Consider the following 22,805-nt stretch of genomic DNA (forward strand, 5'->3'; position numbering starts at 1 on the left):
CCCAAAACCCTCCATTGACCTGAAAAACGCTTTCCCTGCGATTCCCTGTTGCTAAAATATTTAGTTGCTTTCTTGCGAAAGCCAGGCTATCTACTGAATCCTAAACATCATAGCATTGTCACAGATTCAGAAACAAGCGCACGGCTAACCTTCCGAAAGCTCGTGATCCCGTTTTAACCAGTTATTAAAATGATAGCCTGTTGCGAGAAAACAATCAATAGTATCTGACAAACAACTAAACAACATTCCGCCAAAAACCAACATCATTTCTATTAGAATAGGCTTTCCGGATTTTTTTGACAAAAAAACAACACGTGGCCACCCCCTCTACTAACGCTATAAAAATCCAGCCAGTCCAAAACCCCAAGGACTTGAATCGTTTTATAGAGGTACCCTGGTCTATCTATCAGAATGATGATCTATGGGTACCACCGCTAAAATCAGAACGGCGCCTCCATTTATCCCCCAAAAATCCCTATTTCGCTCATGCCCGCTGGCAGGCATGGATTGCTTATCTAGGTGATCGACCTGTCGGTAGAATCAGCGCCCAGATTGATGATTTATATTTGCAACGATACGACCAACCCACTGGATTTTTTGGCCTGCTGGAATCCATTGATGACCCATCGGTTTTCTCTTTGTTATTGGAGGCAGCAGAATCCTGGCTACGGGATCAGGGTATTGAAACCATTCAAGGCCCTTTTAATTTATCCATTAATCAGGAATGCGGGTTATTAATAGAAGGCTTCGACAAACCGCCTGTGTTTATGATGCCGCATAACCCGCCCTATTATGCCCGCCAATTAGAAGCATTAAACTATAGCAAGGCCAAAGACTTGCTCGCCTTTCTCATTGACGCACAAATACCTCCTCCAGAAGCTGGGGTCAATCTCAGCCGCAAAGCAGCACAAGAGATGCATGTCCGGCCCTTGAAGCGATCCCGGTTAAAGGAAGAGTTTGAATTACTTAGGGACATCTTCAACGATGCCTGGGCGGATAATTGGGGGTTCGTGCCTTTTACGAAAGAGGAATTTCAGGAGATTGGTTCAACTTTGCGGTTTGTAATTGACGACGATTTTGTCCAGATTGCCGAATACCAAGGGGAGGCTGTGGGGATGATCATAGCCATGCCTGACCTGAATCAGCTGATCCGGGATTTGAACGGCAAGCTCTTCCCGCTTGGATGGCTCAAGCTGTTGTGGCGCTGGAAAACCGCTTACCCTAATATGGGCCGGGTTCCATTGATGGGCGTTCGAAGCCGCTATCGCAACAATCTCATAGGAGCTGCCATCGCTTACCTGTTAATTGAGTCCCTGCGCCAGCCGGTTGTCCGTAAAGGCATTAAACAAATGGAGTTATCCTGGATTCTGGAAGATAATCAACGCATCCGGGGCGTTATAGAAAGCTTGGGCGGGCGCTGTTATAAACGCTATCGGATCTACCAAAAATCCTTAACCTGAGAAGGACGTCATGCCCAAAACCCAATTCGATGCCATTGTCCTCGCCGCTGACCGCGAACAAGAAAACCTCGTCGCCAAAACCGCGGGCGTGCCTTGCAAAGCCTTGGCAAAGGTCGGCGGAAAGCCAATGCTGGCCAGAGTACTGGACACCTTAGGGCAAAGTCCTTATATCAACAGGCGCCTATTGTGCGGCCCACCAAAAGAAATGCTTGCCAATACGGATATAGAAACCCTTCTGACCCAAGGTCAGGTAGAATGGATAGCGCCACAACCTTCGCCCAGCTTGAGTGTCCTTTCGAGTTTTGCGGCTATCGATGAAAGCCGTCCAGCGCTTCTCACGACCGCTGATAGTGCTTTGCTTTCGCCCGAAATCGTCAATTTTTTTTGCAGTAAAGCCTTGGCATGTGACTGCGATGTGGTTGTCGGCCTGGTTCGTTATCAAGATGTCATTACCCGGATTCCCCGAGCCAAGCGAACGACCTTGAAGTTCTCCGACGGCCCTTTTTGCAGTTGCAACTTATTTGCATTTCTTACTCCAAAAGGGCGACAGATAGTCAGCTTTTGGCGCCGATTGGAACAAGAACGCAAGCATCCATGGCGTTTGATACGCGCCTTGGGACCTTTTGCGCTGTTACTTTATTTATTGGGGCGGCTCAGTACCGATGACGTAACAGCACAAGTCAAAAAGAAGCTCGGCATCCGAGTAAAGTTCCTGATTCTTCCCTTTCCTGAAGCCGCCGTTGATGTGGACAGCGTCGAAGACTGGAAACTTGCGCAACAATTAATAAGTTCTAAATGACGCTTGCGAATACCTTGTTGGCAAAGCCGGTTTTTCCACAAACTCCACCCAAACCCGGCGGTTCTTCGCCTGTCCGGTTTTGCTGCGGTTGCTGGCAACCCGCTTGCGCGAGCCCCAGGCTTTAATCGCGATCCGTGCTTTTTCCACGCCTAAACTTACCAAATAATCCCTGACTCTTTCCGCCCATTGCCGGGATAGCCGTCGGCTTTGATGCTCACTGCGCCAGCGGGCGGAATCACTGTGCCCGTGCACCACCAATCGCCCGGGAAAAAATTCTTTCACATAGCGGGCAAGAAAATACAGACGTTTTTTTTGTACCGGCGTCAAGCCCCGCTGACGGCGTCCATAATGATAAAGCTGCAATCCTTCCGGACCCAGTATTTCAATTTGTATTTTAGGCTTGGCTTTTGCTTTGGACTGACTATTGGCAACCAGTCGCTTTTTTGGCAATCCGCTGCTTTTTAAAGCTTGACGTATTTTTTGCCATCTTTTCTGGAACCACTGCCTGCCCTCCTTGCCATTCACCCCGGCAGCCGGATCCACTATAACGACTTGGCCCTTGCCCAGAGCTGTCAAATAGGCCGCCAAATTGGGAAGTATCCGATGAAGCCGGGTTGGCAAATGCGCCTGATGCTTGTGGAAATAAAACCGCAGTCCTTGAAAGTCTTTTAATCCAAACGGAGGAAGTTTCAAACGGCACGATTGAAACCGTCCATAAACCTCCTGAAACCTGACCGATGACACCAGCACCCGGGACTCATCCACCAAATCGCTTCGCTGGCTGTGGTAAATAAATTTAGGAAAACGTCCCTTGACCAGTCCAGCCAACATAATCTCCGCCGTTTGCCCTTGGACGCTTAATCGTTGACCAACCAGACCCTGTTTTTCAACGGCAGAGACAGGAAATAGACGTCCTCCGCCACCATCATGCTGCCAAGGCGCAGGGCTCACCTTGACCGATGCCTCGGTGACCGAGTTTTCATTTTCCAGAACAAGCTGAAATCGGAGGGGCTCTCCAGCTTCATGAATAAAAACAGCGCGTCCGCTATTAGGGATGTGATGGGTGAGTTGGCAGGCGAGTTTTGCGGTCTTCACCTGCCACTTGGCATCCAAAAGTGGGGCTTGATAAAAATCCCCCCACGCATTCACCGCAGCAAAAAATAACAACCAAAAAAGATTTTTCACCTAATTCCCCAAACCGCCATTTAAAGATCTGATGTTACACACGGTCATTCCAAAGCAGCCCTCAAGCGAAGCGAGCGGTCTGGCAAGGAATCCTGTCATTGGCCCGCGGGCAAGACAGGCTACCCCCTCCCCAACCCTCCCCCGCAAGCGGTGGAGGGAGCGACGGACCCTGCCTTGAATCCCCTCCCTTTGGGAGAGGGTGTGACAGCGCTCTCCTTGCCATAAGTTGCGTAATATCAGTAAAGATATCGGCGGGCGGGAAGCAGGCTTTAATTAAGAGCTTGTCAAATGAGAAGATGCTTTGCGCAGAAAACAGCGAACGATCTCGAGGAAGCGTTCCGGTTGATCTTGATGCAGCCAGTGACCTGCGTCTTCGATGGTTTTGATAAGCGCGCTGGGAAATAGAGAACGTATGGCAGGATGGTATTGGGTCTTAATGTATTCGGAATGACCACCGGCAATGAATAATGTGGGACCCTCAAACGGTTGCAGTTCCGAATCCTGGGGAAACCCGGCAATGGCAGGCAGAGCTTGTTCCAAAATTTCAAAATCAATACGCCAATGATAGTGATCGTTTTCCGCTACCAGATTTTGCAGCAAGAATTGGCGGACAGCGGCAATTTCTATCCGGCTTTCCAGCAACGCATCCGCCTCGCTGCGGCTGGTGATTTGATCCAATGGCAATTGCTTTAAGGTTTCAATGATGTCGTAAAAATTATGACTATATTGCACCGGAGCGATATCCACCACGACCAACCGATCCACCAGCGCCGGGCGGGTCAGGGCCAAATACATGGCCACCTTGCCGCCCATGCTATGGCCTAATAAATGGGCGCTGGCCAGCCCCTCGCACGCCAATAATTGGGCGACATCCGCCGCCATGTGGGGATAATCCAAGGGCGGAACTTTTGGGGAGTCGCCATGACCGCGAAGATCAGGCACAAATACCTTATATTCTTGCGCCAAATTCCGGGCAAAGGAATACCAATTACGTCCTGATCCAAACAGGCCGTGCAGGATCACTAAAGGCGGGCCGTCACTGCCAAATTGCTGATAGCTCAGTTCAACGGTTTGCAAACCTTAACTCCTGGCTTTGGCCCCATCGTATTTTGAGATTTCCACCCTTTAACTTTTACCAAGATAAAGGTCGGTAATGGAACCGTCAATGATTTCCGCCGCAAACATGATTGTTTCAGACAGGCTTGGGTGAGGATGGATGGTCAAAGCGATATCCTCCGCATCGGCTCCCATTTCCAGAGCCAATACCGTCTCTGCAATTAATTCACCAGCGTGGGGACCGACGATACCCGCACCCAAGATCCGGCCGGTTTTCTTGTCGCTCAGCAGTTTCGTCATACCATCGCGGCGGCCCAAGGTTAAAGCCCTGCCGCTGGCAGCCCAAGGGAACACGCCCTTATCGTATTCGATACCTTCTTGTTTTAGCTCTGTTTCAGTTTTGCCCATCCAGGCCACCTCGGGATCGGTATAAGCCACCGCCGGGATTGCCAGCGCCTGAAATGCGGCAGGCTCCCCGCAAATAACTTCCGCCGCGATTTTCCCCTCATAACTGGCCTTGTGGGCCAACATGGGATTACCGACAATATCGCCAATGGCATAGATATGGGGTATGTTGGTACGCTGCTTGTCATCAACGGTGATGAAGCCGCGCTCATCCGTAGTCACACCTGCCGCTTCAAGATTCAACTGGTCGCTATTGGGACGTCTGCCCACCGCTACCAATACCCGGTCAAACACTTGCGACTGCGGAGCGTCTTTGCCTTCCAGGCTGACTTTGACTCCCTTCTTCTGAAACTCCAGTTCGGTCACTTTGGTGCCAAGCCAAATGGATTCGTAACGCTTGGAAACGGTTTGATGCAACGGCTTGACCAAATCGGGATCCGCGCCGGGCAAAAGCTGATCGGTCAATTCCACGACGCTGATTTTGGCGCCAAGGGCATGATAGACACAGGCCATCTCCATGCCAATGACGCCGCCGCCGACCACCAACAGCGACTGCGGGATCTCTTCCAACGCCAGCGCTCCGGTGGAATCCATAATCCTGGGATCCTCCGGCCATCCTGGCAGCTTCACCGGCCGGGAACCGGCGGCAATGATCGCCTGTTCAAATTGAATGGTTTGACTGCCGTTGTCGCCACCTACCTCAAGCGTGTTGCTGGAAGTAAAGCGGCCAGTGCCATAAATCACTGCCACATTACGTTGCTGGGCCAGCCCCGCCAGGCCTTTATTCAAGGTTTTGATCACCCGCTCTTTCCATTGACGGAGCTTGGCCAGATCGATGTCAGGTTCGGAAAAAACAATGCCCTTACCAGCGCTCTCACGGGCATCGTAAATGACTTGCGCCATGTGCAACAACGCCTTGGAAGGAATACATCCCACATTCAAACAAACGCCCCCCAAGACCGGATAGCGCTCTACCAATGTCACCTTTTTACCCAAATCCGCCGCTCTGAAGGCCGCCGTATAACCGCCGGGGCCACCCCCCAACACTAAAACTTCAGTCTGTACCGTCATCCGTCCACCCTCCTTATTACAACACCAAGCGCCGCAAATCGCCCAACAATTCTCCGAATCTGACCACAAACTGGGCCCCTTCCGCGCCATCTATCACCCGGTGATCGTAGGAAAGCGAAATGGGCAAGATCAATCGCGGAATAAATTCATTGCCATTCCAGTGGGGCTGCATCTTGGCCCGGGACAGGCCGAGAATGGCCACCTCTGGCACATTGACAATAGGAGTAAAAAAGCTGCCACCAATACCGCCCAGACTGGACACGGAAAAACATCCGCCTTGGAGATCATCCGGTTTGAGTTTACCCGCCCGGGCCCGGGCGCTGACTTCAGCCAACTCCTCGGCCAATTGCCACACACCTTTCTTGTCCACATCCCGGATAACCGGCACCACCAACCCATCCGGCGTCGCCACCGCCACGCCGATATGAAAATATTGTTTCAGGATCAAAGACTCCCCGTCGGGCGCCAAAGAAGCGTTAAAGGAAGGGAATTGCCGCAGCAATGCTGGTAAAACCTTGAGCACGAACGCCAAAGGGGTAATCTTGACGCTGCGCCGCTCGGACTCGGCTTTCAGGCTTTTTCTGAATTCTTCCAGATCAGTGATATCCACTTCGTGATGCTGGGTAACCTGAGGCGCACTTTGCCATGCTCTGAGCAAATGCGGCCCGGAGCGGCGCTTGATCCGCGACAAGGGCTGGGTTTCCACCGGCCCGAATTTGGAAAAATCGATTTCCGGAATCGGGGGCAGCGAAACCCCGCCACCTGCCGGCGCGCCCTGCAGTCGGGCTTTGACAAACGCTTCCACATCTTCCCGCAGAATCCGGCCTTTGGGCCCTCTGCCTTTGACTTGATGTAAATCCACGCCTAATTTTCGGGCTAATTTCCTCACCGAGGGACTGGCATAGGGTAATTGGCCCGTGGCCTCTTCCGCCACCGGAGGTGAAGGGGCTGCTTCTGATGCAGGAACCGATGGGGAAGCGGATGCTGGAGGTTGTTCTGGTTGCGGCGCTTTCTCTTCCACCAGCGGTGGCGTTTCTTTCGCAGGCGCCCGGGCTTCAGCCTCGGCGGATCCTTCTGCCACTTCAAGCTTGGCAATGGGCGAGCCTTCTTTGACCTTGTCTCCCACTTTAACCAAAACTGCTGTCACAGTTCCGGCGTCAGGCGATGGCACTTCCATGGTTGCCTTGTCGCTCTCCAACGTAATCAGAGGCGCGTCTTTTTCGACCTTATCCCCCGGTTGCACCAAAACCTCGATGACATCCACCTCATCGATATCCCCCAATGGCGGAACGACTATTTCCTTCTCCTGGCTCACCCTTATTTACCCCTTAGAATGCATATTAAATAATCGATTTTCATTTATTACCTGATGTTACGCAACTTATGGCAAGGACAGCGCCGTCACACCCTCTCCCCAACCCCTCTCCCCAACCCCTCTCCCAAAGAGGGTGTCGCAAAAGCCGACACCCTCTGCGATACAGGGATGCATCGCCATTTTCGATGGCCATAAGCCATTGAAAATGGAGGAATTGGAAAATCACGTTTTTCCGATTCCGAGTCGTAAAAGTCCAAGGATGGACTTTTACAACACCCTCCCAAAGGGAGAGGGGATTCCAGGCATGGTCCATCGCTCCCTCCACCGCTTGCGGGGGAGGGTTGGGGAGGGGGCACCCTTTTACTGGCTAAATCTTCCAACGCCGATGATATTAAAAAATAAATCGGCCGGCATTACAGCAATGCCATAACGCCGGCCATTATACCGAATGATGTAGAATTTAAACCGTTGGCGGAAAAGGCTTTTCCGGATTAATGCCGTATTTGGCAATTGCCTCATTGACCTGCTTTGGTTTCACCGTTCCCTCATCCGCCAAGGCTTTAAGCGCGGCCACGGCAATGGAATAGCGGTCCACTTCAAAAAAGCGTCTGAGCTCTTTCCGCACGTCGCTGCGTCCATAGCCATCGGTCCCCAGGACGTAATAAGGCTTGGAAATATAAGGCCTTATCTGATCCGCGTGGGTGCGGACATAATCCGTCGCCGCCACGATTGGCCCTTGGGTTGAATCCAGTACCGAAGAGACATAGTTTTGCTTTGGCTTTTCCTCAGGATGAAGCCCATTCCAACGAGCACATTCCATGCCATCGCGGTGCAGCTCGCTAAAACTGGTAACACTCCACACATCCGCCGACACGTTGAAATCCGTCTTCAAAAGATCCGCGGCGGCAATCACTTCCCGCAGGATAGTACCGCTTCCCAACAGTTGGATTTGGGACTTTTTGCCTTCACTCGAAAACCGGTAAATTCCCCGCAAAATCCCCTCTTCCACGCCATCCGGCATGGCCGGATGGGTGTAATTTTCATTCATGACGGTCAGGTAATAGTAAACATTTTCCCCTTCCTCCATCATCCGCCGCATGCCGTCGCGGATAATCACAGCCAGTTCGTAACCAAAACAGGGATCGTAGGTGACGCAGTTAGGCACCGCTGAAAAAAACAACAGGTTGTGGCCATCTTGGTGTTGCAAGCCTTCTCCGGCCAATGTCGTCCGCCCAGCGGTGCCGCCCATGAGAAACCCCCGCGCCTGCATATCCCCTGCCGCCCAGCATAAGTCACCCACACGCTGATATCCGAACATGGAGTAGTAGATATAGAAAGGCACCATCGCCAGATCATGATTGCTGTAAGCTGTACTGGCGGCGATCCAGTCACTCATGGCGCCGGCTTCGCAGATGCCTTCCTCCAAAATCTGCCCCTGCTTGTCTTCGCGGTAGTAATTGATCTGGCCAGCATCTTCCGGCTCGTACAGTTGCCCCACATGGGAATAAATTCCGTATTGGCGGAACAGCCCTTCCATGCCGAATGTCCGGGCCTCGTCCGGAACAATGGGAACCACGTGTTTGCCCAATTTTTTATCCCGCATCAACCCCGCCAAAATCCGGACGAATACCATGGTGGTGGACATCTCCCGCTCCCCGGTCCCTTGGAAGGCAAAGTCGAATGCCTTGGGTTCAGGCTTCGGCAACGGTTTGGACTGGCGCCGCCGCTGGGGCAGATATCCCCCCAGGGCACGGCGGCGCTCGTGCAGATATTCAATTTCGGGACTGTCATCCGCCGGTTTGTAAAAAGGCGCTTCGGCCAGTTTGTCATCGGGAATGGGAATATCAAAGCGGTCGCGGAATTTGCGCAGGGCTTTCTCTTCCAGTTTTTTCTGCTGATGGGCGCCCATTCTGCCTTCACCCGCTTCGGCCATGCCGTAACCCTTAATGGTTTTGGCCAGAATGACGGTCGGCTGCCCGGTGTGCTCCACCGCCGCGGCATAGGCGGCATGAACTTTGTGAGGATCGTGGCCACCCCTGTCCAAGCGGAAAATCTCCTCGTCCGACATATTGGCCACCATTTCCAGAAGTTCCGGATATTTACCGAAAAAGTGCTTGCGTACGTAAGCACCGTCTTTGGCTTTGTAGGTTTGGTATTCGCCATCGACGACTTCTTCCATGCGCTTTTTAAGCAAACCTTTGCTGTCCTGGGCCAGCAAGGGATCCCAGCGGGAACCCCAGATAACTTTGATCACATTCCAGCCCGCCCCGCGGAACAGTCCTTCCAGTTCCTGAATGATTTTGCCATCCCCCCGCACAGGGCCATCAAGTCGCTGGAGATTGCAATTAATCACAAAAATCAGGTTATCCAACCGTTCCCGGCCTGCCAGGGACAATGCGCCCACCGACTCTGGTTCATCCATTTCCCCGTCGCCGCAGAAACACCAGACCTTGCGGCCCTCGGTATCCGCCAAACCTCGGTCGTGGAGATAGCGCATGAAACGCGCTTGATAAATGGCCATTAACGGCCCCAGCCCCATGGAAACCGTGGGAAATTGCCAGAAATCCGGCATCAACCAGGGGTGAGGATAGGATGACAATCCCTTGCCCGCTACTTCACGACGGAAATTTTGCAGATGCTCTTCTGTCAACCGGCCTTCAAGAAAGGCGCGGGCATACATGCCAGGGGAAGCATGGCCCTGGAAAAACACCAAATCGCCGCCAAAGTCTTTATTGGGCGCGCGAAAAAAATGATTGAACCCCACCTCGTACAGAGTCGCCGCGGAAGCAAAGGTGGCAATATGCCCGCCATATTCGGTGGATCTGCGGTTGGCTTGCACCACCATGGCCATGGCGTTCCAGCGTATATAGGAACGGATTTTGCGTTCAATCGCGCTGTCACCGGGACAGCGTTTCTCGAGATGGGGAGGAATGGTGTTGATGTAAGCGGTATTGGCGGAATAGGGAATATTAATTCCGGAACGCCGGGCTTTGTCAATCAAGCGCTCAATCAAATAGTGGGCACGCTCGGGGCCTTGGGCCTGGATTACCGATTGCAATGCATCCATCCACTCCCGGGTCTCTTCCGGGTCAGGATCCTGAAACAGGGAAGCGCCGGAGAGCCAGCGGGGATCAAGATTTTGTGTCACACATCCTCCAAAAACTTGCTAAACGGTTCGAATCAATTGGTACGCAAGGGCTATATTAAAAATGAGTCGTATAGTATAACAGCGTCAGCAAGTTACCCAAGCTACTCATCCTCCGGTCATGTTCATATGCCGCAAGATTACCGGCTTTTCTTGTAAATCGAAATAATGTTTTTCCGGCTTGATTGCCATTGCCGCCACAATGGCTTGGCGCAATTTGCCTTCATCCCCCGGATAACGCCGAATGACTTGCTTGAGGTCCACGGAATGTTCATTGCCAAGGCATAACAGTAGCCGGCCCTCCACGGTCAGCCGCACCCGGTTGCAGTCACCGCAGAAATTATGGCTATGGGGTGAAATAAAACCCACTTTGGTTTCTGAACCTGCAACACTGAAATAACGGGAAGGGCCACCCGTGCGGACTGGGCTTGGCAGCAGAGTGAATACTTGCTCCAAATCCTGCTTGATCTGATCGGAAGAATAGTAGGCATGAGCGCGGTCGTGACTGGCCACAGCGCCCAACGGCATTTCTTCAATAAAGCTGATATCCAGTTGCCGGTCTATGGCAAAATGGACTAAATCTACCGCTTCATCGTGATTGAATCCCTTGAGAATCACGGTATTCAGTTTGATACGCTCAAAACCTTCGCCACGGGCCGCCTCGATACCCTCCAGCACTCGTTCCAGCCGTCCTACCCGGGTCATTTCCCGAAAGCGCGCCGGTTGCAAGCTGTCCAGGCTGATGTTTAAGCGGGAAACGCCCGCTGCCTTCAAACGACCGGCACATTCCGCCAAACGGGTGCCATTGGTGGTCATCACCAACTCCTTCAGTGGTAATTTCCCCAATTGCTCAATCAAGCCCAAAGCACCGCGCCGCACCAAAGGCTCGCCGCCGGTGATACGGATTTTCTCCACGCCGAGATCGACAAAAGCCTTGGCAATCCAGTGGATTTCTTCCAGAGACAGGATTTGCGCCCGGCGGAGAAACGTCATCTTCTCATCCATGCAATACAGACAACGCAAATCGCAGCGGTCGGTGATTGAAATCCGCAAATAAGTAATCTTGCGGCCGAAGCGGTCGATCAGTGCGCCGGTGGGATTCAAAACATCAACCTCATGCAAAAACGCTTTACCGGCTAGAACGGCATTTTAGGCATGCCGCCTGGCATTCCCGGCAATCCACCTTTGCCAAAACCTTTCATCTTTTTCATCTTTTTCATCATTTTTTGCATCTGGCTGTATTGCTTCAACAGCCGGTTGACATCCTGGACCTGCATCCCTGAACCTTTGGCAATCCGGCGCTTGCGGGAGTTGTTAATGACCGCGGGAAAACGGCGTTCGTGGGGGGTCATGGAATTGATGATGGCAATTTGCCGGGTGATATCCTTGTCATTGATGTTTTCCTTGACGTTTTTGGGAAGGTCCCCCATCCCCGGCAGCTTATCCAGCATTGCGGTAATGCCGCCCATCTTGGTTAGCTGGGCCAATTGATCGCGCATGTCGTCCAGATCGAAGCCCTTGCCTTTTTGGACTTTTTTGACAAACTTCTCGGCCTTTTTCTTATCGATCTTGCGCTCGACTTCCTCAATCAGACTGAGTACATCCCCCATGCCCAAAATGCGGGAAGCGATTCGATCCGGGTGGAATAACTCCAAGGCATCGGTTTTTTCCCCGAGACCGATAAACTTGATCGGCTTGCCGGTGATATGGCGAATGGACAGCGCCGCCCCGCCCCGGGCATCGCCGTCGGCTTTGGTCAGCACTACCCCGGTCAAGGGCAAGGCATCGTGGAAAGCCTTGGCGGTATTGGCGGCATCCTGGCCGGTCATGCTATCAACTACAAACAGGGTTTCGATGGGTTGCACCGCCTCGTGCACCTGTTTGATTTCCTGCATCATTGCTTCGTCAATGTGAAGACGGCCGGCGGTATCGATAATCACTGCATCCAGCAGGTGCTTTTTGGCGTGTTCGACCGCTTTCTTGGCAATCTCCACCGGCGATTCCTCGGGAGAAGAGGGAATGAATTCCACCCCCACCTCATCGGCCAGGGTTTTAAGCTGGGCAATAGCGGCGGGCCGGTAAACGTCGGCGCTCACCACCGCGACTTTCTTTTTTTGCCGCTCTTTGAGCCAGCGGGCCAATTTGGCAACGGTGGTCGTCTTCCCCGCCCCCTGTAGACCCGCCATCAAAATCACCGCCGGTGGCTGGGTGGCCAGATTCAGGCCCTCGCTGGCGCCCCCCATCACATCAATCAATTCCTGTTGGACAACTTTGACGAATGCCTGGCCAGGGGTCAGGCTGGTCTGGACTTCCTGCCCCATCGCCCTTTGCTTGACTTGGTCGGTGAAAGCCTTGACCACCGGCAAGGCCACATCGGCCTCCAGCAGCGCCATCCGCACTTCACGCAGGGTGTCTTTGATATTGTCTTCAGTCAAGCGGGCTTGGCCGCGGATTTTTTTGAAGGTGTGGGTTAATCGTTCAGAAAGCGTATCAAACATCGTTTTATGTTACCTGTGGGTTACCGTATCCCTACTTTTGCAGGGATAAAATTACTCGATCAACAAAAATTGGTTTCCGGCCCGTCTGTTGAATCTTATCATTATGCCAGACTGGGAATGAGAATGAAGCCCCGCCGCGCCCTCTATTCACACAATCCGTATGCCAAGAACTCACCCAACAAAGGGAGCATGAGAATACCTTTGTTGTTTCTGGGGGAGCATGAGCCTATGATGGACATTAACTGTTTGATTTTGACTCGCTACCCTCAGTGGAGTTCGTGATATGGATTGGAAAATATTTCTCCAGAATCACCCGGTTTTCGCCAACCTTTCCGAGAAGGAAATTGACCACATTCTTTCCCCCGCCATGTCCGAGCAACAATCCTTCGAAGCGAACCAAATGATTTTCCGCATCGGGGAACCGGGCAATTCAATTTTCCTGATTGGCTCGGGTTCCGTGGAAATTTCCTTGCTGGGCGCCGACCGCAAGATGATTCCGCTGACATTGCTCCGCAAGGGAGAATTTTTCGGTGAAATCGCCGTATTCGATCAAAAACCCAGATCCGCCACCGCTATCACTACGGAAGCCTCTAAGCTGTTAGAAATCAGGGGCAAAGAACTCCTCAATCTCGCCCGCGAACATCCGGAAATGGAGTTCAAATTCCTCATGCATTTGAGTACGCGCCTGCGGGATGTGGGGGATCACGTCATGGCGGTTAAAGTCCAGGAGGTGGATGAAAAGATTCAAATGATCAGTACCCGGCTCGATGCCGAGCTCAAAGTCATCGACGCTTCGCTGAAAGCCGCTCAAACCGTCTTCGACCATACCAGTAGCCGGGCCAAGGAGCTTATTGAAAGCGTCGAGCGGAGCCGCTCGCGCATGACCATTGTCGCCTCCCTGATAGGCGCTGGATTAAGCACCATTGTCGCTGTTTTTGGGCTGATTGGCCTTTCCGAACTGCAAGACGTCAAAAAACTGAAAAAAGAAATCACTCAAATTCACACCGAATTAGCGGCCCGTTTGGATAGCGCCAAAAATATCGAAAACCAAATTCAAACCATCGCCCCAAAAATCGACAACACGCTGACCCGGCTTGGAAAAGTGGATAACCAGATCCAGGCATTTCAACAAAACTTTTTCGATAAAGTGCTGCTGCCGCGCTTTTATGACAGCGTGGATAAAGATACCGAGAAAGCCATGGAAATCTTCGAAACTATTTTGAATTTGGACGGCGCCGAAATTGAAGATACTTTGTTTTTGTCCGTCTTGAGTAACCTTCTAAGTGACGAACAAAGCAGACAAAGGCATGCCAACGTTCTTATCCGTGCCATCCGGGAAGGCCTGACTCATAATCATCGACAGCAAGTTCTCTCCTATTACCTGTTACTTACAGCGTTAGCCATAAATGATGACAAGATTGCCTCTGAAACCAGTGCCGCACCTATTCTCTATGCCAACATACAACAAGACCTCAAAAATTACCTGACAGAAAATCCAAATCCGGTTAAAGCGACTTTAAAAAGAAATTTTGGGATTTGGGTCATGAGGGAACTGCTAAGCGAAGCGCCAGAAAAGACACTAAAGCAAGTCGAAGTCACTTGGAACATGATTCCATAGATCTGGGTAGCATTGGATTACCGCTACCTAATCAACTATTTATTCAAAAACCATCTAGCCCGGATATTTCATTTCAACTTCACGCCGCAGACAAAAAAACGCCGGCTAGAAAGCCGGCGCATCAAAGGGGAGGAGGATAAGTGAAAGCAATGACAGTTTAGAAGGAGGTAAGTAAACTGTTTGTTTCATCTCCCATACACGGACACCACCATAAAAATTTGCCTTGGCGGTAAAAGTACCAAACTCAAAATGACTTGCTTTTTAATCCACCGCCCCCACATTTAGAAACAACGAAAAAAATCGCAAGGAGGTGAAAACAATGGTCGCATCAGCAGAATCAGCCCTGGACAAGATCCAAGAGCACATTAACCCTTTAGAGAAGGAGCTTGTGAAAATCAACCAATCCTTGGAGCAGCTAGAGCAAGAACTGGATGGCGTTCGTAAACAGCTCACCGAGATTGAGCTAAAAGCGCTGGATGTCGCGCGCGACATCCGTCAAAAACGTCACGAACTGAATGAACTGCGCCATAAAGTCAAAAAGCACAATAAATTACTGGAAGAAATCGATCCTGACGCCGCGCCTAGAGAATATCGCCGTATCAGTGAAGAACGCGACGAGTTTGAGGCGCAGATTGGTCAAATCGTCCACGAACTCGAACAACTCCGGAAGCACTACGATCAACTGATTGATCAAGAAACCACCCTGCTTAGCAAGGAATGGGAACTGGAACAGGAATACCGCCAGCTCAAGGAACGTTACGATAAGTTATTGAGCCAAATCAGCCGCGTGGCACAAACGTTGGAACATCGAGTACGGGATATACGCGCCAAGTATTATTAATCGGTTGGTTCAACAATTCATATCCCACCAGACTGCTCCATTGGGCTTGAAAATGTTGTCTCCGTCCTGCGCCCGGTTCATGGATTTGCACGCAGCCAGATCGGTCCCGTGTTTACGCCACGGATCTCGTTCAGATTTCCGCACTTTACAACACCCAGACACGGCATAAGCGCCAGTCACTGGCGCTATCCTGCCCCAAAACAATCCGGCCACTACCATCAGTAGCAAAATCAAAAGGATGGTTTTTTTCATCACAAACACCTACAGCAATACAAAAAAGGCTGTATTCGATTCTACGCCTATCGCCAGCAAACCGCACAACACTCACGAATCCGCATGGATAGAATCATTCTGCCCAGCAACTAGCGATTCTCCACAATGAGGACAACGGGAAGGATACTCTCCGGTTTTCCGGAACATAATTTTTTCACAGTCCATAATGGCCTCCGCCTCCTCCTCTTCTAGCCCTAGCTCTTGTTGGGATAATTTCAAGGCTTCGTATTCCGCCCGGGAAATCACGCCATCGGCCAGGGCTTCCCGCAATTTAAGCCGGTAAAGTTCACGCCGCTTTTGAATCTCCATGGAGAAACCCGAGGCCAAAATCCCGGCCGGCATGGCCGCCATCCCGACCCCGGCAATGGTAATCAAAACCCCAAACGCTTTTCCCAACGGCGTCATAGGCACCACATCCCCGTAGCCAACGGTAGTCAACGTCACCGTCGCCCACCAAATGGCCTTGGGAATACTGCCAAAGGCTTCGGGCTGGGTTTCGTGCTCCAACAAATAGATGCCGCTGGAGGCAATGATAATAATTATTACCATCACAAAAATCGCGGAAATGAAGGCCGAAGCTTCCCGTTGAATCACCGCGAACAACAAATCCAGGGCGCTGGAATAACGGGTCAACTTGAACATTCGCACCAACCGCAATACTCGCAGAAAACGCCCATCCAGATTGAAAAAGTAAGTTGAATAAAACGGCAAGAATGCCAATAAATCGATAATCGCCATTGGTGTCAGCATGTACCGCACACGCCCCCGAACCGGATCCTGGAATCTGGGGTTTTCCACGCAACACCACACCCGCAGGAGATACTCGATGGTAAAAGCAAACACCGAAAGCGCCTCAAACCCATCAAACCAAGATTGATAAGTGAGGTAATATTCATCCACCGATTCCAAAATCACCGCCAGCACATTCAAAAAAATCAGTAGCATGATGGAAATATCCACCGTTCTACTGGCAACTCCTGGATGGCGGTGATCGAGCAATTGATAGATTCGGTAACGCAAGGACATACTAGACCTCATCGTGAGTCAGGCAAGCGGGTCGTGTAGAATAAACAGCGGATTTTTCCTTAGACGAGACGGTCTACTGGAAAACAAGGCAACCGCCACGACTAACAACCAGCGTCAGGGTATTTTATTACCCACAAAACCACAAGTTTCAAGACAGGAGCTTTCATGACATCTCTTTCCCGAGAAAGCATCGAAAATGCGCTCAAAACCTATTGTGATCCTCACTTGGATTCGGACCTGGTGAGCGCGGGTGCAGTCCAGTCAATCCAAATCGAGGATGGCCGGGCGTCCATCGAAATCATCCTGGGTTTTCCCGCTCGAGGCTATATTCCCCAGCTGGTTACCACACTAACAGAGAAACTCCGCGCTGTTTCCGGGCTGGAAGCGGTGGATATTCAGGTTCGAACGGAAATCACTGCCCGTGCCGTACAGCAAGGCCAAAAACCGCTACCCGGCATCAAAAATATCATCGCCGTCGCTTCAGGCAAAGGCGGGGTGGGAAAATCCACCGTCGCCGCCAATCTCGCTCTGGCGTTGTCTCAGGAAGGTGCCCAGGTGGGCGTGCTTGATGCCGATATCTATGGCCCCAGTATTCCGCGGATGCTGGGAGTCAGCGGTCAACCGGAAACCAAGGACGGCCAGCTTATCGAACCCAAACAATCCTACGATCTGCAAATCATGTCCATCGGCTTCCTGGTGGAAGAAGATACCCCCATGATTTGGCGCGGCCCCATGGCCACCAGCGCCCTACAGCAATTGCTGACCCAGACCCATTGGCAGGATGTGGATTACCTGATTGTCGATCTGCCTCCCGGCACCGGCGACATCCAGCTCACCCTCACCCAGCAGATTCCTGTCTCCGGCGCCTTGATTGTCACCACCCCCCAGGACATCGCCTTGCTGGACGCGATGAAAGGGTTGAAAATGTTCGAGAAGGTCAACGTCCCGGTTCTGGGCATCGTCGAAAATATGAGCCTGCATATTTGCAGCCAGTGCGGTCACGAAGAACCCATCTTTGGCAGCGGCGGGGGGGGAAAGCTGGCTGAAAAATACGACGTTCCTCTGCTGGGCTCCCTGCCTTTGGACATCAGCATCCGTGAGAATGCCGATAGCGGCCATCCCAGCGTTATTTATGAGCCCGACAGCCGGATTGCGCAAATCTATAAAGAAATCGCCCGCAAAGCGGCCGCGAAACTGGCGCGGCGTCCCAAGGACTTTGCCGCCAAATTCCCGAAAATCGTGGTGGAGAACGACTGACATGGCCATCAAATCCGACCGCTGGATCCGCCAAATGGCGGAAGAACACGGCATGATCGAACCTTTCGAAGCCCGTCAAATCGCAGAAGTCAACGGCGAGCGGGTAATTTCCTTTGGCACCTCCAGTTACGGTTACGATATCCGCTGTAGCGATGAATTTAAAATCTTCACCAACATCAATTCGGCGATTGTAGATCCCAAAAACTTTGACGCCGACAGCTTTGTGGATGTCAAATCCGACGTCTGCATCATTCCTCCCAATTCCTTCGCCCTGGCGCGCACGGTGGAATTCTTCCGCATTCCCAGGGACGTATTGACCATCTGCCTGGGCAAATCCACCTATGCCCGCTGTGGAATTATCGTCAACGTCACCCCCTTGGAGCCGGAGTGGGAAGGCCACGTCACCCTGGAATTTTCCAACACTACCCCGCTGCCGGCGAAAATTTACGCCAATGAAGGGGTTGCCCAAGTGCTGTTTCTGGGAGCGGATGAAGTCTGCGAAACCTCATACCGCGACCGGGGCGGGAAATACCAGGGACAAACCGGCGTGACCCTTCCCAAAGCCTGACAACAATCAAAAAGAGGATTTTCCGTGAGTCAACGTCCCATCAATACCATTCTTATCACCGGCTGCTCCAGCGGCATTGGCTATGTCACGGCTAAAGGGCTGAAAGAGCGGGGCTACCGGGTCTTCGCCTCGGCCAGAAAGGCCGAAGATGTAGAACGCTTAAAACAAGAAGGCTTTGAAGCCGTGCAACTGGATTTGGACGACAGTGAAAGCATCCAAAAAGCCGTTAATCAAGTATTAGAATGGACCGGCGGCACCCTGGACGCCCTGTTCAACAACGGCGCCTGGGGCCAAATCGGCGCGGTGGAAGACCTGAGCCGGGAAGTACTCAAAGCCCAATTTGAAACCAACTTCTTCGGCACCCACGAACTCACCAATTTGATTTTGCCGGTCATGCGCAAACAAGGTTACGGCCGGATTTTATATAATAGCTCGGTCCTTGGATTCGTCGCCCTCCCCTTCCGCGGCGCCTACAACGCCAGTAAATTCGCCCTCGAAGGATTGGTGGACACGCTGCGCCTGGAACTTTACAAAACCAAAATCTATCCGGTGTTGATCGAACCCGGCCCCATCCTATCCAAATTCCGGGAAAACGCCTACCACAAGTTCAAACAAAACATCGACGCCCAGCACAGCCCCTACCGGGAACTCTATAAAAAAATGGAACAACGCCTGGCCACCGAAGGCCCCGTTGTGCCCTTTACCCTTCCTGCTGAAGCCGTGCTGCAAAAAGTCATTTACGCCTTGGAGTCCCCCCGCCCCAAAATCCGATACTACGTCACCTTTCCGACCTATCTATTCGCCTTCCTGCGGCGGATTTTGCCTTTCCGATTACTGGATTGGGTGTTGCGCAAAGTTTGAATTGGCCTTCGAGAATACAGTAGCCACAAAATACCCTGCCCACTCCATGCCCCGGTTTCAATCATAACCGGGGCCAATCAGGAACCCATTTGGATTTGGGAAACCCGCAGAATCAAAAATTTGCTCAGTGCAACCTCGGACGGCACCGGTCAAAAATGGCGGATCAAGAAAAAGAAATAAAATGCCTTGCGCAACTCCTCCGCCACCAACACGCTGGAAGCTACTATTACCGCCAACCCCCAATCCTTGGTAGACAAGTGCACAGTATGGAAGATATCCCGGCCGGTGCCTGACTCCAGGGCAAACCACTGCAATAACACCACACCAAACAAAGACAGCCACAACCAGCGGTTGCGAAGGCTATGGCGGTTGAACACGCTCCTATGCTCCATCCGGGCATTGAAGACATTGAAAAGCTGGAACCAGACGAAGGTGGTAAAGGCCATGGTCAAAGCAGTTGCTTGATTTCGGTTTTCCAGTCCCCACCAAAGAATACCCAAGGTTCCTGCGGTCATAATGAGTCCAAAAAAAAGCAGCCGCAGTAACCGGGGCATATTGAGAATTTGGGCCTTGGGAGAGCGGGGAGGTTCATCCATGATGCTGGGGCGCGGGGGATCGATGCCCAACGCCATCGCCGGCGGCCCATCCATGATAATGTTGATCCAAAGAATTTGGATCGGGTTGAGGGGCAGTGGCAAGCCAAGGAATGGAGCAATTAGCAGGCTGAGGATGGCGCCAATGTTGGTGGACAATTGAAAACGCACGAACTTGAGAATATTGTCGTAAATGGTCCGCCCTTCTTTGACTGCGCCGACGATAGTGGCGAAATTATCATCGGTGAGAATCATGGTGGCGGCTTCTTTGGCCACATCAGTACCGGTAATCCCCATAGCAATGCCAATATCGGCGCTTTTCAAGGCGGGGGCATCATTCACGCCATCCCCGGTCATAGCCACGATGTGTTGGTGAGCCTTTAAAGCTTTAACGATGCGCACTTTTTGCTGCGGCGTGGTGCGGGCGAATATGGCGGTATTTTCAATCTGTTCCGTCAGTTGGGCGTCACTGAGATGATCCAGATCGGTACCTACCAGCAGTTCTCCGGTCAATCCCAATTCTTGGCCAATGGCGGCGGCGGTGACAGGTTGGTCGCCGGTAATCATCTTGACGCCAATACCGGCCCGTTTGCACAAATCTATGGCATCTTTGGCTTCAGGCCGGGGAGGGTCCATCAATCCAACCAATCCCAATAGGGTCAGGTCGCGGATGTAAGATAATAGTTCCCCGTTGGAATCGAAATCAGCGACCGTCATTTCGCGCCTGGCTGAGGCCAGAATACGCAAGCCTCGGGATGCCAACGTGCGGTTGACCTCCAGCCATTGTTGACGGCGTTCTGGCGTCAAGGGCACAATTCCTTTGGCGCCCAAGACTTGAGTGCTGTGCTCAATCAATACTTCCGGCGCGCCCTTGACCAGAATAACGATACGCTCTCCCCGCCGGTGGAAAGTGGCCATGAATTTATGTGCAGTATCGAATGGGATCTCGGCCACCCGCTGCCACGCCTGGCGCACGGTTTCAAGCGCCAGACCGGCTTTGGCCGCCAGCACCAGCAACGCCCCTTCCATGGGATCGCCGACCACACGCCCGTCGGCCAATTTAGCGTCGTTACAAACCGCAAAGGGTAAGATGATCTCGGATAAATCGGCATTCTCGCCGCTTTCCGGGTGGATTTTCCCTTTAAAATCGTAACCTTCCCCACTGACGCGCCAGGTGCGTCCTAATGCATACAAGGCGCGTGCGGTCATTTGATTGAGGGTCAAGGTACCGGTCTTGTCAGAACAAATCACCGAGGTGCATCCCAACGTTTCCACGGCTGCCAGCCGTTTGACAATTGCGCGTTTGCGTGCCATCCGGTGCAGACCCATGGCCAAGGTAACGGTGACCACCGCTGGCAGACCCTCGGGAATCGATGCCACTGCCAGCGCCACGGCAGTAAAAATCAGATCAGTCCAGGGTTGTCCGCGCAACCACCCTCCCGACAGCATCAACACCACGACCATACCCGCAAGGGCGGCCAACCGCTTACCCAATCCATCCAACTGAATCTGCAAAGGGGTTTGTGCTTCTTCGGCCTGCGCCAACATCGCCGCCAACTGGCCAATCTCGGTTTCCATGCCAATGGCGGTCACCACCATTTCAGCCCGGCCGCGGGTAATGCTGGTATTCATATAGAGCATATTGCGGCGGTCCGCCAGGGGTAGTTCCTCCGGCAGCGGCTCAACTATTTTGGTGGCGGGGTGGGACTCCCCCGTGAGAGAAGATTCATCCACTTGTAGATTATGGGCCTGGATTAACCTGCCATCAGCCGGCACCCGGTCACCAGCATCAAAAATAACAATATCGCCCGGTACGATTTCAGTCGCGGGTATCATGCGTTCTTTGCCGCTGCGGCGCACTTCCGCCTCTGGCACCAACATTTTTTTGAGTACGGCCAGGGACTGCTCGGCCCGGTATTCCTGATAAAAACCCAACAAAGCATTGATGAAAACCACAACCAAAATAACCAGAGCATCGGTGAGTTCACCAATGGCCCATGCCAGGCCGGCGGCGCCGATGAGAATCAAGATCAACAAACTTTTAAATTGGCGGAGCAGGATTTGCCAAACAGAGGCAGGTGGTTTTTCCAGCAAGCGGTTGGGACCAAAATGCTGGCAGCGCACGGCTGCCTCTTGCTCGCTCAACCCTTGGGCTGGGTCCACCTGCAACCGCTGCAGGACTTCTTCCACGGGCAAGGCGTGCCAGGGAACTTCCTGGAGAGGGATTTCGCGGCCATCGTCGAGAGCAAGCAGACGGCGCTCGTGGCCGGTAAGTAAATCAACCGCCCTGTCAGCGGCATCCTGGTAGGGCAATAACACCAGATCCACGCCCATAACCTCCAGTTGACGAGAATCCTCCAAACGGTCGGCAGCTACTGCCACACTCCCCTGGAATCCCTGTTGACGCAGGCTTTGGAGCAAAGCCCGGTTAATGCTTAAATCTCGAATAGCGCTCACCACCCAGCGCACTCGCTTGAGAGGTAAATGAGCTATCATTTCAGGATCTTCAGCATCCAGATAGCGTGCGTCCAGACCCCGCTGCCGCGCCAAAGCCACCTGATCGGGATCAAAATCAACACCCAAAACCTGCCAACCCTGCGCCTGCAATCCCAAGGCGATACGCCCGCCATACCGCCCCAGACCGAAGACGATGGTATCCACCGACACATGGTTCAATTCAAACTCGCCGGATTCGGGAAGCTGGCGCTCAAAAACCGCCAGCCAGGGTTTCAGGGTTTCATATAACCCATGGACCCGATCGATGACATAGCCGGACAGGGTAATGGTGATGAGTGCTACTAAAGTCAATAAAGCAACCACATCACCACCAAGAT

The 22,805-nt window shown here is 52.4% G+C and carries 18 protein-coding genes; 7 read left to right on the forward strand and 11 right to left on the reverse strand.

What is annotated here, in order from left to right; all coding sequences use genetic code 11:
• The first annotated feature begins 296 nt into the window (after nt 1-296).
• Together AXA67_03535 and AXA67_03540 are read left to right on the forward strand one after the other, a co-directional pair.
• Nucleotides 297-1,460, forward strand: a complete 1,164-nt coding sequence (locus AXA67_03535) for a DNA-binding protein (protein KXJ41875.1) — start codon at nt 297-299, stop codon at nt 1,458-1,460.
• Between the two features lie 10 nt (nt 1,461-1,470).
• Nucleotides 1,471-2,259, forward strand: coding sequence for a hypothetical protein (locus tag AXA67_03540; GenBank protein ID KXJ41876.1), 789 nt, complete (start codon nt 1,471-1,473; stop codon nt 2,257-2,259).
• On the opposite strand, the gene AXA67_03545 is transcribed toward AXA67_03540, so the two are convergent.
• The 8 genes from AXA67_03545 to AXA67_03580 form a co-directional block, all read right to left on the reverse strand.
• Nucleotides 2,242-3,444 (reverse strand): hypothetical protein, encoded by a 1,203-nt coding sequence (locus AXA67_03545; GenBank protein KXJ41877.1) that lies wholly within the window; start codon nt 3,442-3,444, stop codon nt 2,242-2,244. The two genes, AXA67_03540 and AXA67_03545, sit on opposite strands and share 18 nt — an antisense overlap.
• 273 nt (nt 3,445-3,717) lie before the next feature.
• Nucleotides 3,718-4,521 (reverse strand): hypothetical protein, encoded by an 804-nt coding sequence (locus AXA67_03550; GenBank protein KXJ41878.1) that lies wholly within the window; start codon nt 4,519-4,521, stop codon nt 3,718-3,720.
• Between the two features lie 48 nt (nt 4,522-4,569).
• The gene (locus AXA67_03555) at nt 4,570-5,976 is read right to left on the reverse strand and encodes a dihydrolipoamide dehydrogenase (protein ID KXJ41879.1); all 1,407 of its coding nucleotides are present in this window, start codon (nt 5,974-5,976) and stop codon (nt 4,570-4,572) included.
• Between the two features lie 16 nt (nt 5,977-5,992).
• Nucleotides 5,993-7,291, reverse strand: a complete 1,299-nt coding sequence (locus AXA67_03560; GenBank protein ID KXJ41880.1) for a branched-chain alpha-keto acid dehydrogenase subunit E2 — start codon at nt 7,289-7,291, stop codon at nt 5,993-5,995.
• A gap of 40 nt (nt 7,292-7,331) precedes the next feature.
• Nucleotides 7,332-7,604 carry a hypothetical protein gene (locus AXA67_03565; GenBank protein KXJ41881.1) on the reverse strand — a complete coding sequence of 91 codons (273 nt, stop codon included), beginning with the start codon at nt 7,602-7,604 and terminating at the stop codon, nt 7,332-7,334.
• A 147-nt stretch (nt 7,605-7,751) separates the two neighbouring features.
• The gene (aceE, locus tag AXA67_03570) at nt 7,752-10,358 is read right to left on the reverse strand and encodes a pyruvate dehydrogenase (GenBank protein KXJ41913.1); all 2,607 of its coding nucleotides are present in this window, start codon (nt 10,356-10,358) and stop codon (nt 7,752-7,754) included.
• A gap of 186 nt (nt 10,359-10,544) precedes the next feature.
• On the reverse strand, nt 10,545-11,558 hold the full coding sequence (locus AXA67_03575) for a cyclic pyranopterin phosphate synthase MoaA (protein KXJ41882.1): 1,014 nt from the start codon (nt 11,556-11,558) through the stop codon (nt 10,545-10,547).
• A 14-nt stretch (nt 11,559-11,572) separates the two neighbouring features.
• On the reverse strand, nt 11,573-12,934 hold the full coding sequence (locus AXA67_03580) for a hypothetical protein (protein KXJ41883.1): 1,362 nt from the start codon (nt 12,932-12,934) through the stop codon (nt 11,573-11,575).
• Nucleotides 12,935-13,217: 283 nt separating this feature from the next.
• On the opposite strand from AXA67_03580, the gene AXA67_03585 reads away from it, so the two are divergent.
• Nucleotides 13,218-14,552, forward strand: a complete 1,335-nt coding sequence (locus tag AXA67_03585) for a hypothetical protein (protein KXJ41884.1) — start codon at nt 13,218-13,220, stop codon at nt 14,550-14,552.
• 319 nt (nt 14,553-14,871) lie between these two features.
• Nucleotides 14,872-15,393, forward strand: coding sequence for a hypothetical protein (locus tag AXA67_03590; protein KXJ41885.1), 522 nt, complete (start codon nt 14,872-14,874; stop codon nt 15,391-15,393).
• Between the two features lie 9 nt (nt 15,394-15,402).
• Here AXA67_03590 and AXA67_03595 read toward each other — a convergent pair whose 3' ends face one another.
• Nucleotides 15,403-15,645 carry a hypothetical protein gene (locus AXA67_03595; GenBank protein KXJ41886.1) on the reverse strand — a complete coding sequence of 81 codons (243 nt, stop codon included), beginning with the start codon at nt 15,643-15,645 and terminating at the stop codon, nt 15,403-15,405.
• Nucleotides 15,646-15,717: 72 nt separating this feature from the next.
• On the reverse strand, nt 15,718-16,704 hold the full coding sequence (locus AXA67_03600; GenBank protein KXJ41887.1) for a hypothetical protein: 987 nt from the start codon (nt 16,702-16,704) through the stop codon (nt 15,718-15,720).
• Between the two features lie 153 nt (nt 16,705-16,857).
• Between AXA67_03600 and AXA67_03605 the strand changes: the two genes are divergently transcribed.
• The 3 genes from AXA67_03605 to AXA67_03615 are packed head-to-tail and all read left to right on the forward strand — an operon-like array spanning nt 16,858 to nt 19,378.
• Nucleotides 16,858-17,949: an ATPase gene (locus AXA67_03605; protein ID KXJ41888.1), complete on the forward strand. Its 1,092-nt coding sequence runs from the start codon at nt 16,858-16,860 to the stop codon at nt 17,947-17,949.
• Nucleotide 17,950: 1 nt separating this feature from the next.
• Nucleotides 17,951-18,517 (forward strand): dCTP deaminase, encoded by a 567-nt coding sequence (dcd, locus tag AXA67_03610; GenBank protein KXJ41889.1) that lies wholly within the window; start codon nt 17,951-17,953, stop codon nt 18,515-18,517.
• A 39-nt stretch (nt 18,518-18,556) separates the two neighbouring features.
• Nucleotides 18,557-19,378: an oxidoreductase gene (locus AXA67_03615; GenBank protein ID KXJ41914.1), complete on the forward strand. Its 822-nt coding sequence runs from the start codon at nt 18,557-18,559 to the stop codon at nt 19,376-19,378.
• Nucleotides 19,379-19,527: 149 nt separating this feature from the next.
• On the opposite strand, the gene AXA67_03620 is transcribed toward AXA67_03615, so the two are convergent.
• The gene (locus AXA67_03620) at nt 19,528-22,224 is read right to left on the reverse strand and encodes a metal-transporting ATPase (protein KXJ41915.1); all 2,697 of its coding nucleotides are present in this window, start codon (nt 22,222-22,224) and stop codon (nt 19,528-19,530) included.
• Between the last annotated feature and the right edge of the window lie 581 nt (nt 22,225-22,805).

It is taken from the genome of Methylothermaceae bacteria B42 (assembly GCA_001566965.1).
In the GTDB taxonomy this organism is placed as follows: domain Bacteria; phylum Pseudomonadota; class Gammaproteobacteria; order Methylococcales; family Methylothermaceae; genus Methylohalobius.

Excerpts from the sequence above, each read along its gene's own strand:
- AXA67_03540 (KXJ41876.1), top strand. The coding sequence starts at position 1,471 with ATGCCCAAAACCCAATTCGATGCCATTGTCCTCGCCGCTGACCGCGAA.
- AXA67_03555 (KXJ41879.1), bottom strand. The coding sequence starts at position 5,976 with ATGACGGTACAGACTGAAGTTTTAGTGTTGGGGGGTGGCCCCGGCGGT.
- AXA67_03565 (KXJ41881.1), bottom strand. The coding sequence starts at position 7,604 with ATGGACCATGCCTGGAATCCCCTCTCCCTTTGGGAGGGTGTTGTAAAA.
- aceE (KXJ41913.1), bottom strand. The coding sequence starts at position 10,358 with ATGGATGCATTGCAATCGGTAATCCAGGCCCAAGGCCCCGAGCGTGCC.
- AXA67_03580 (KXJ41883.1), bottom strand. The coding sequence starts at position 12,934 with ATGTTTGATACGCTTTCTGAACGATTAACCCACACCTTCAAAAAAATC.
- AXA67_03585 (KXJ41884.1), top strand. The coding sequence starts at position 13,218 with ATGGATTGGAAAATATTTCTCCAGAATCACCCGGTTTTCGCCAACCTT.
- AXA67_03590 (KXJ41885.1), top strand. The coding sequence starts at position 14,872 with ATGGTCGCATCAGCAGAATCAGCCCTGGACAAGATCCAAGAGCACATT.
- AXA67_03595 (KXJ41886.1), bottom strand. The coding sequence starts at position 15,645 with ATGAAAAAAACCATCCTTTTGATTTTGCTACTGATGGTAGTGGCCGGA.
- AXA67_03600 (KXJ41887.1), bottom strand. The coding sequence starts at position 16,704 with ATGAGGTCTAGTATGTCCTTGCGTTACCGAATCTATCAATTGCTCGAT.
- AXA67_03605 (KXJ41888.1), top strand. The coding sequence starts at position 16,858 with ATGACATCTCTTTCCCGAGAAAGCATCGAAAATGCGCTCAAAACCTAT.
- dcd (KXJ41889.1), top strand. The coding sequence starts at position 17,951 with ATGGCCATCAAATCCGACCGCTGGATCCGCCAAATGGCGGAAGAACAC.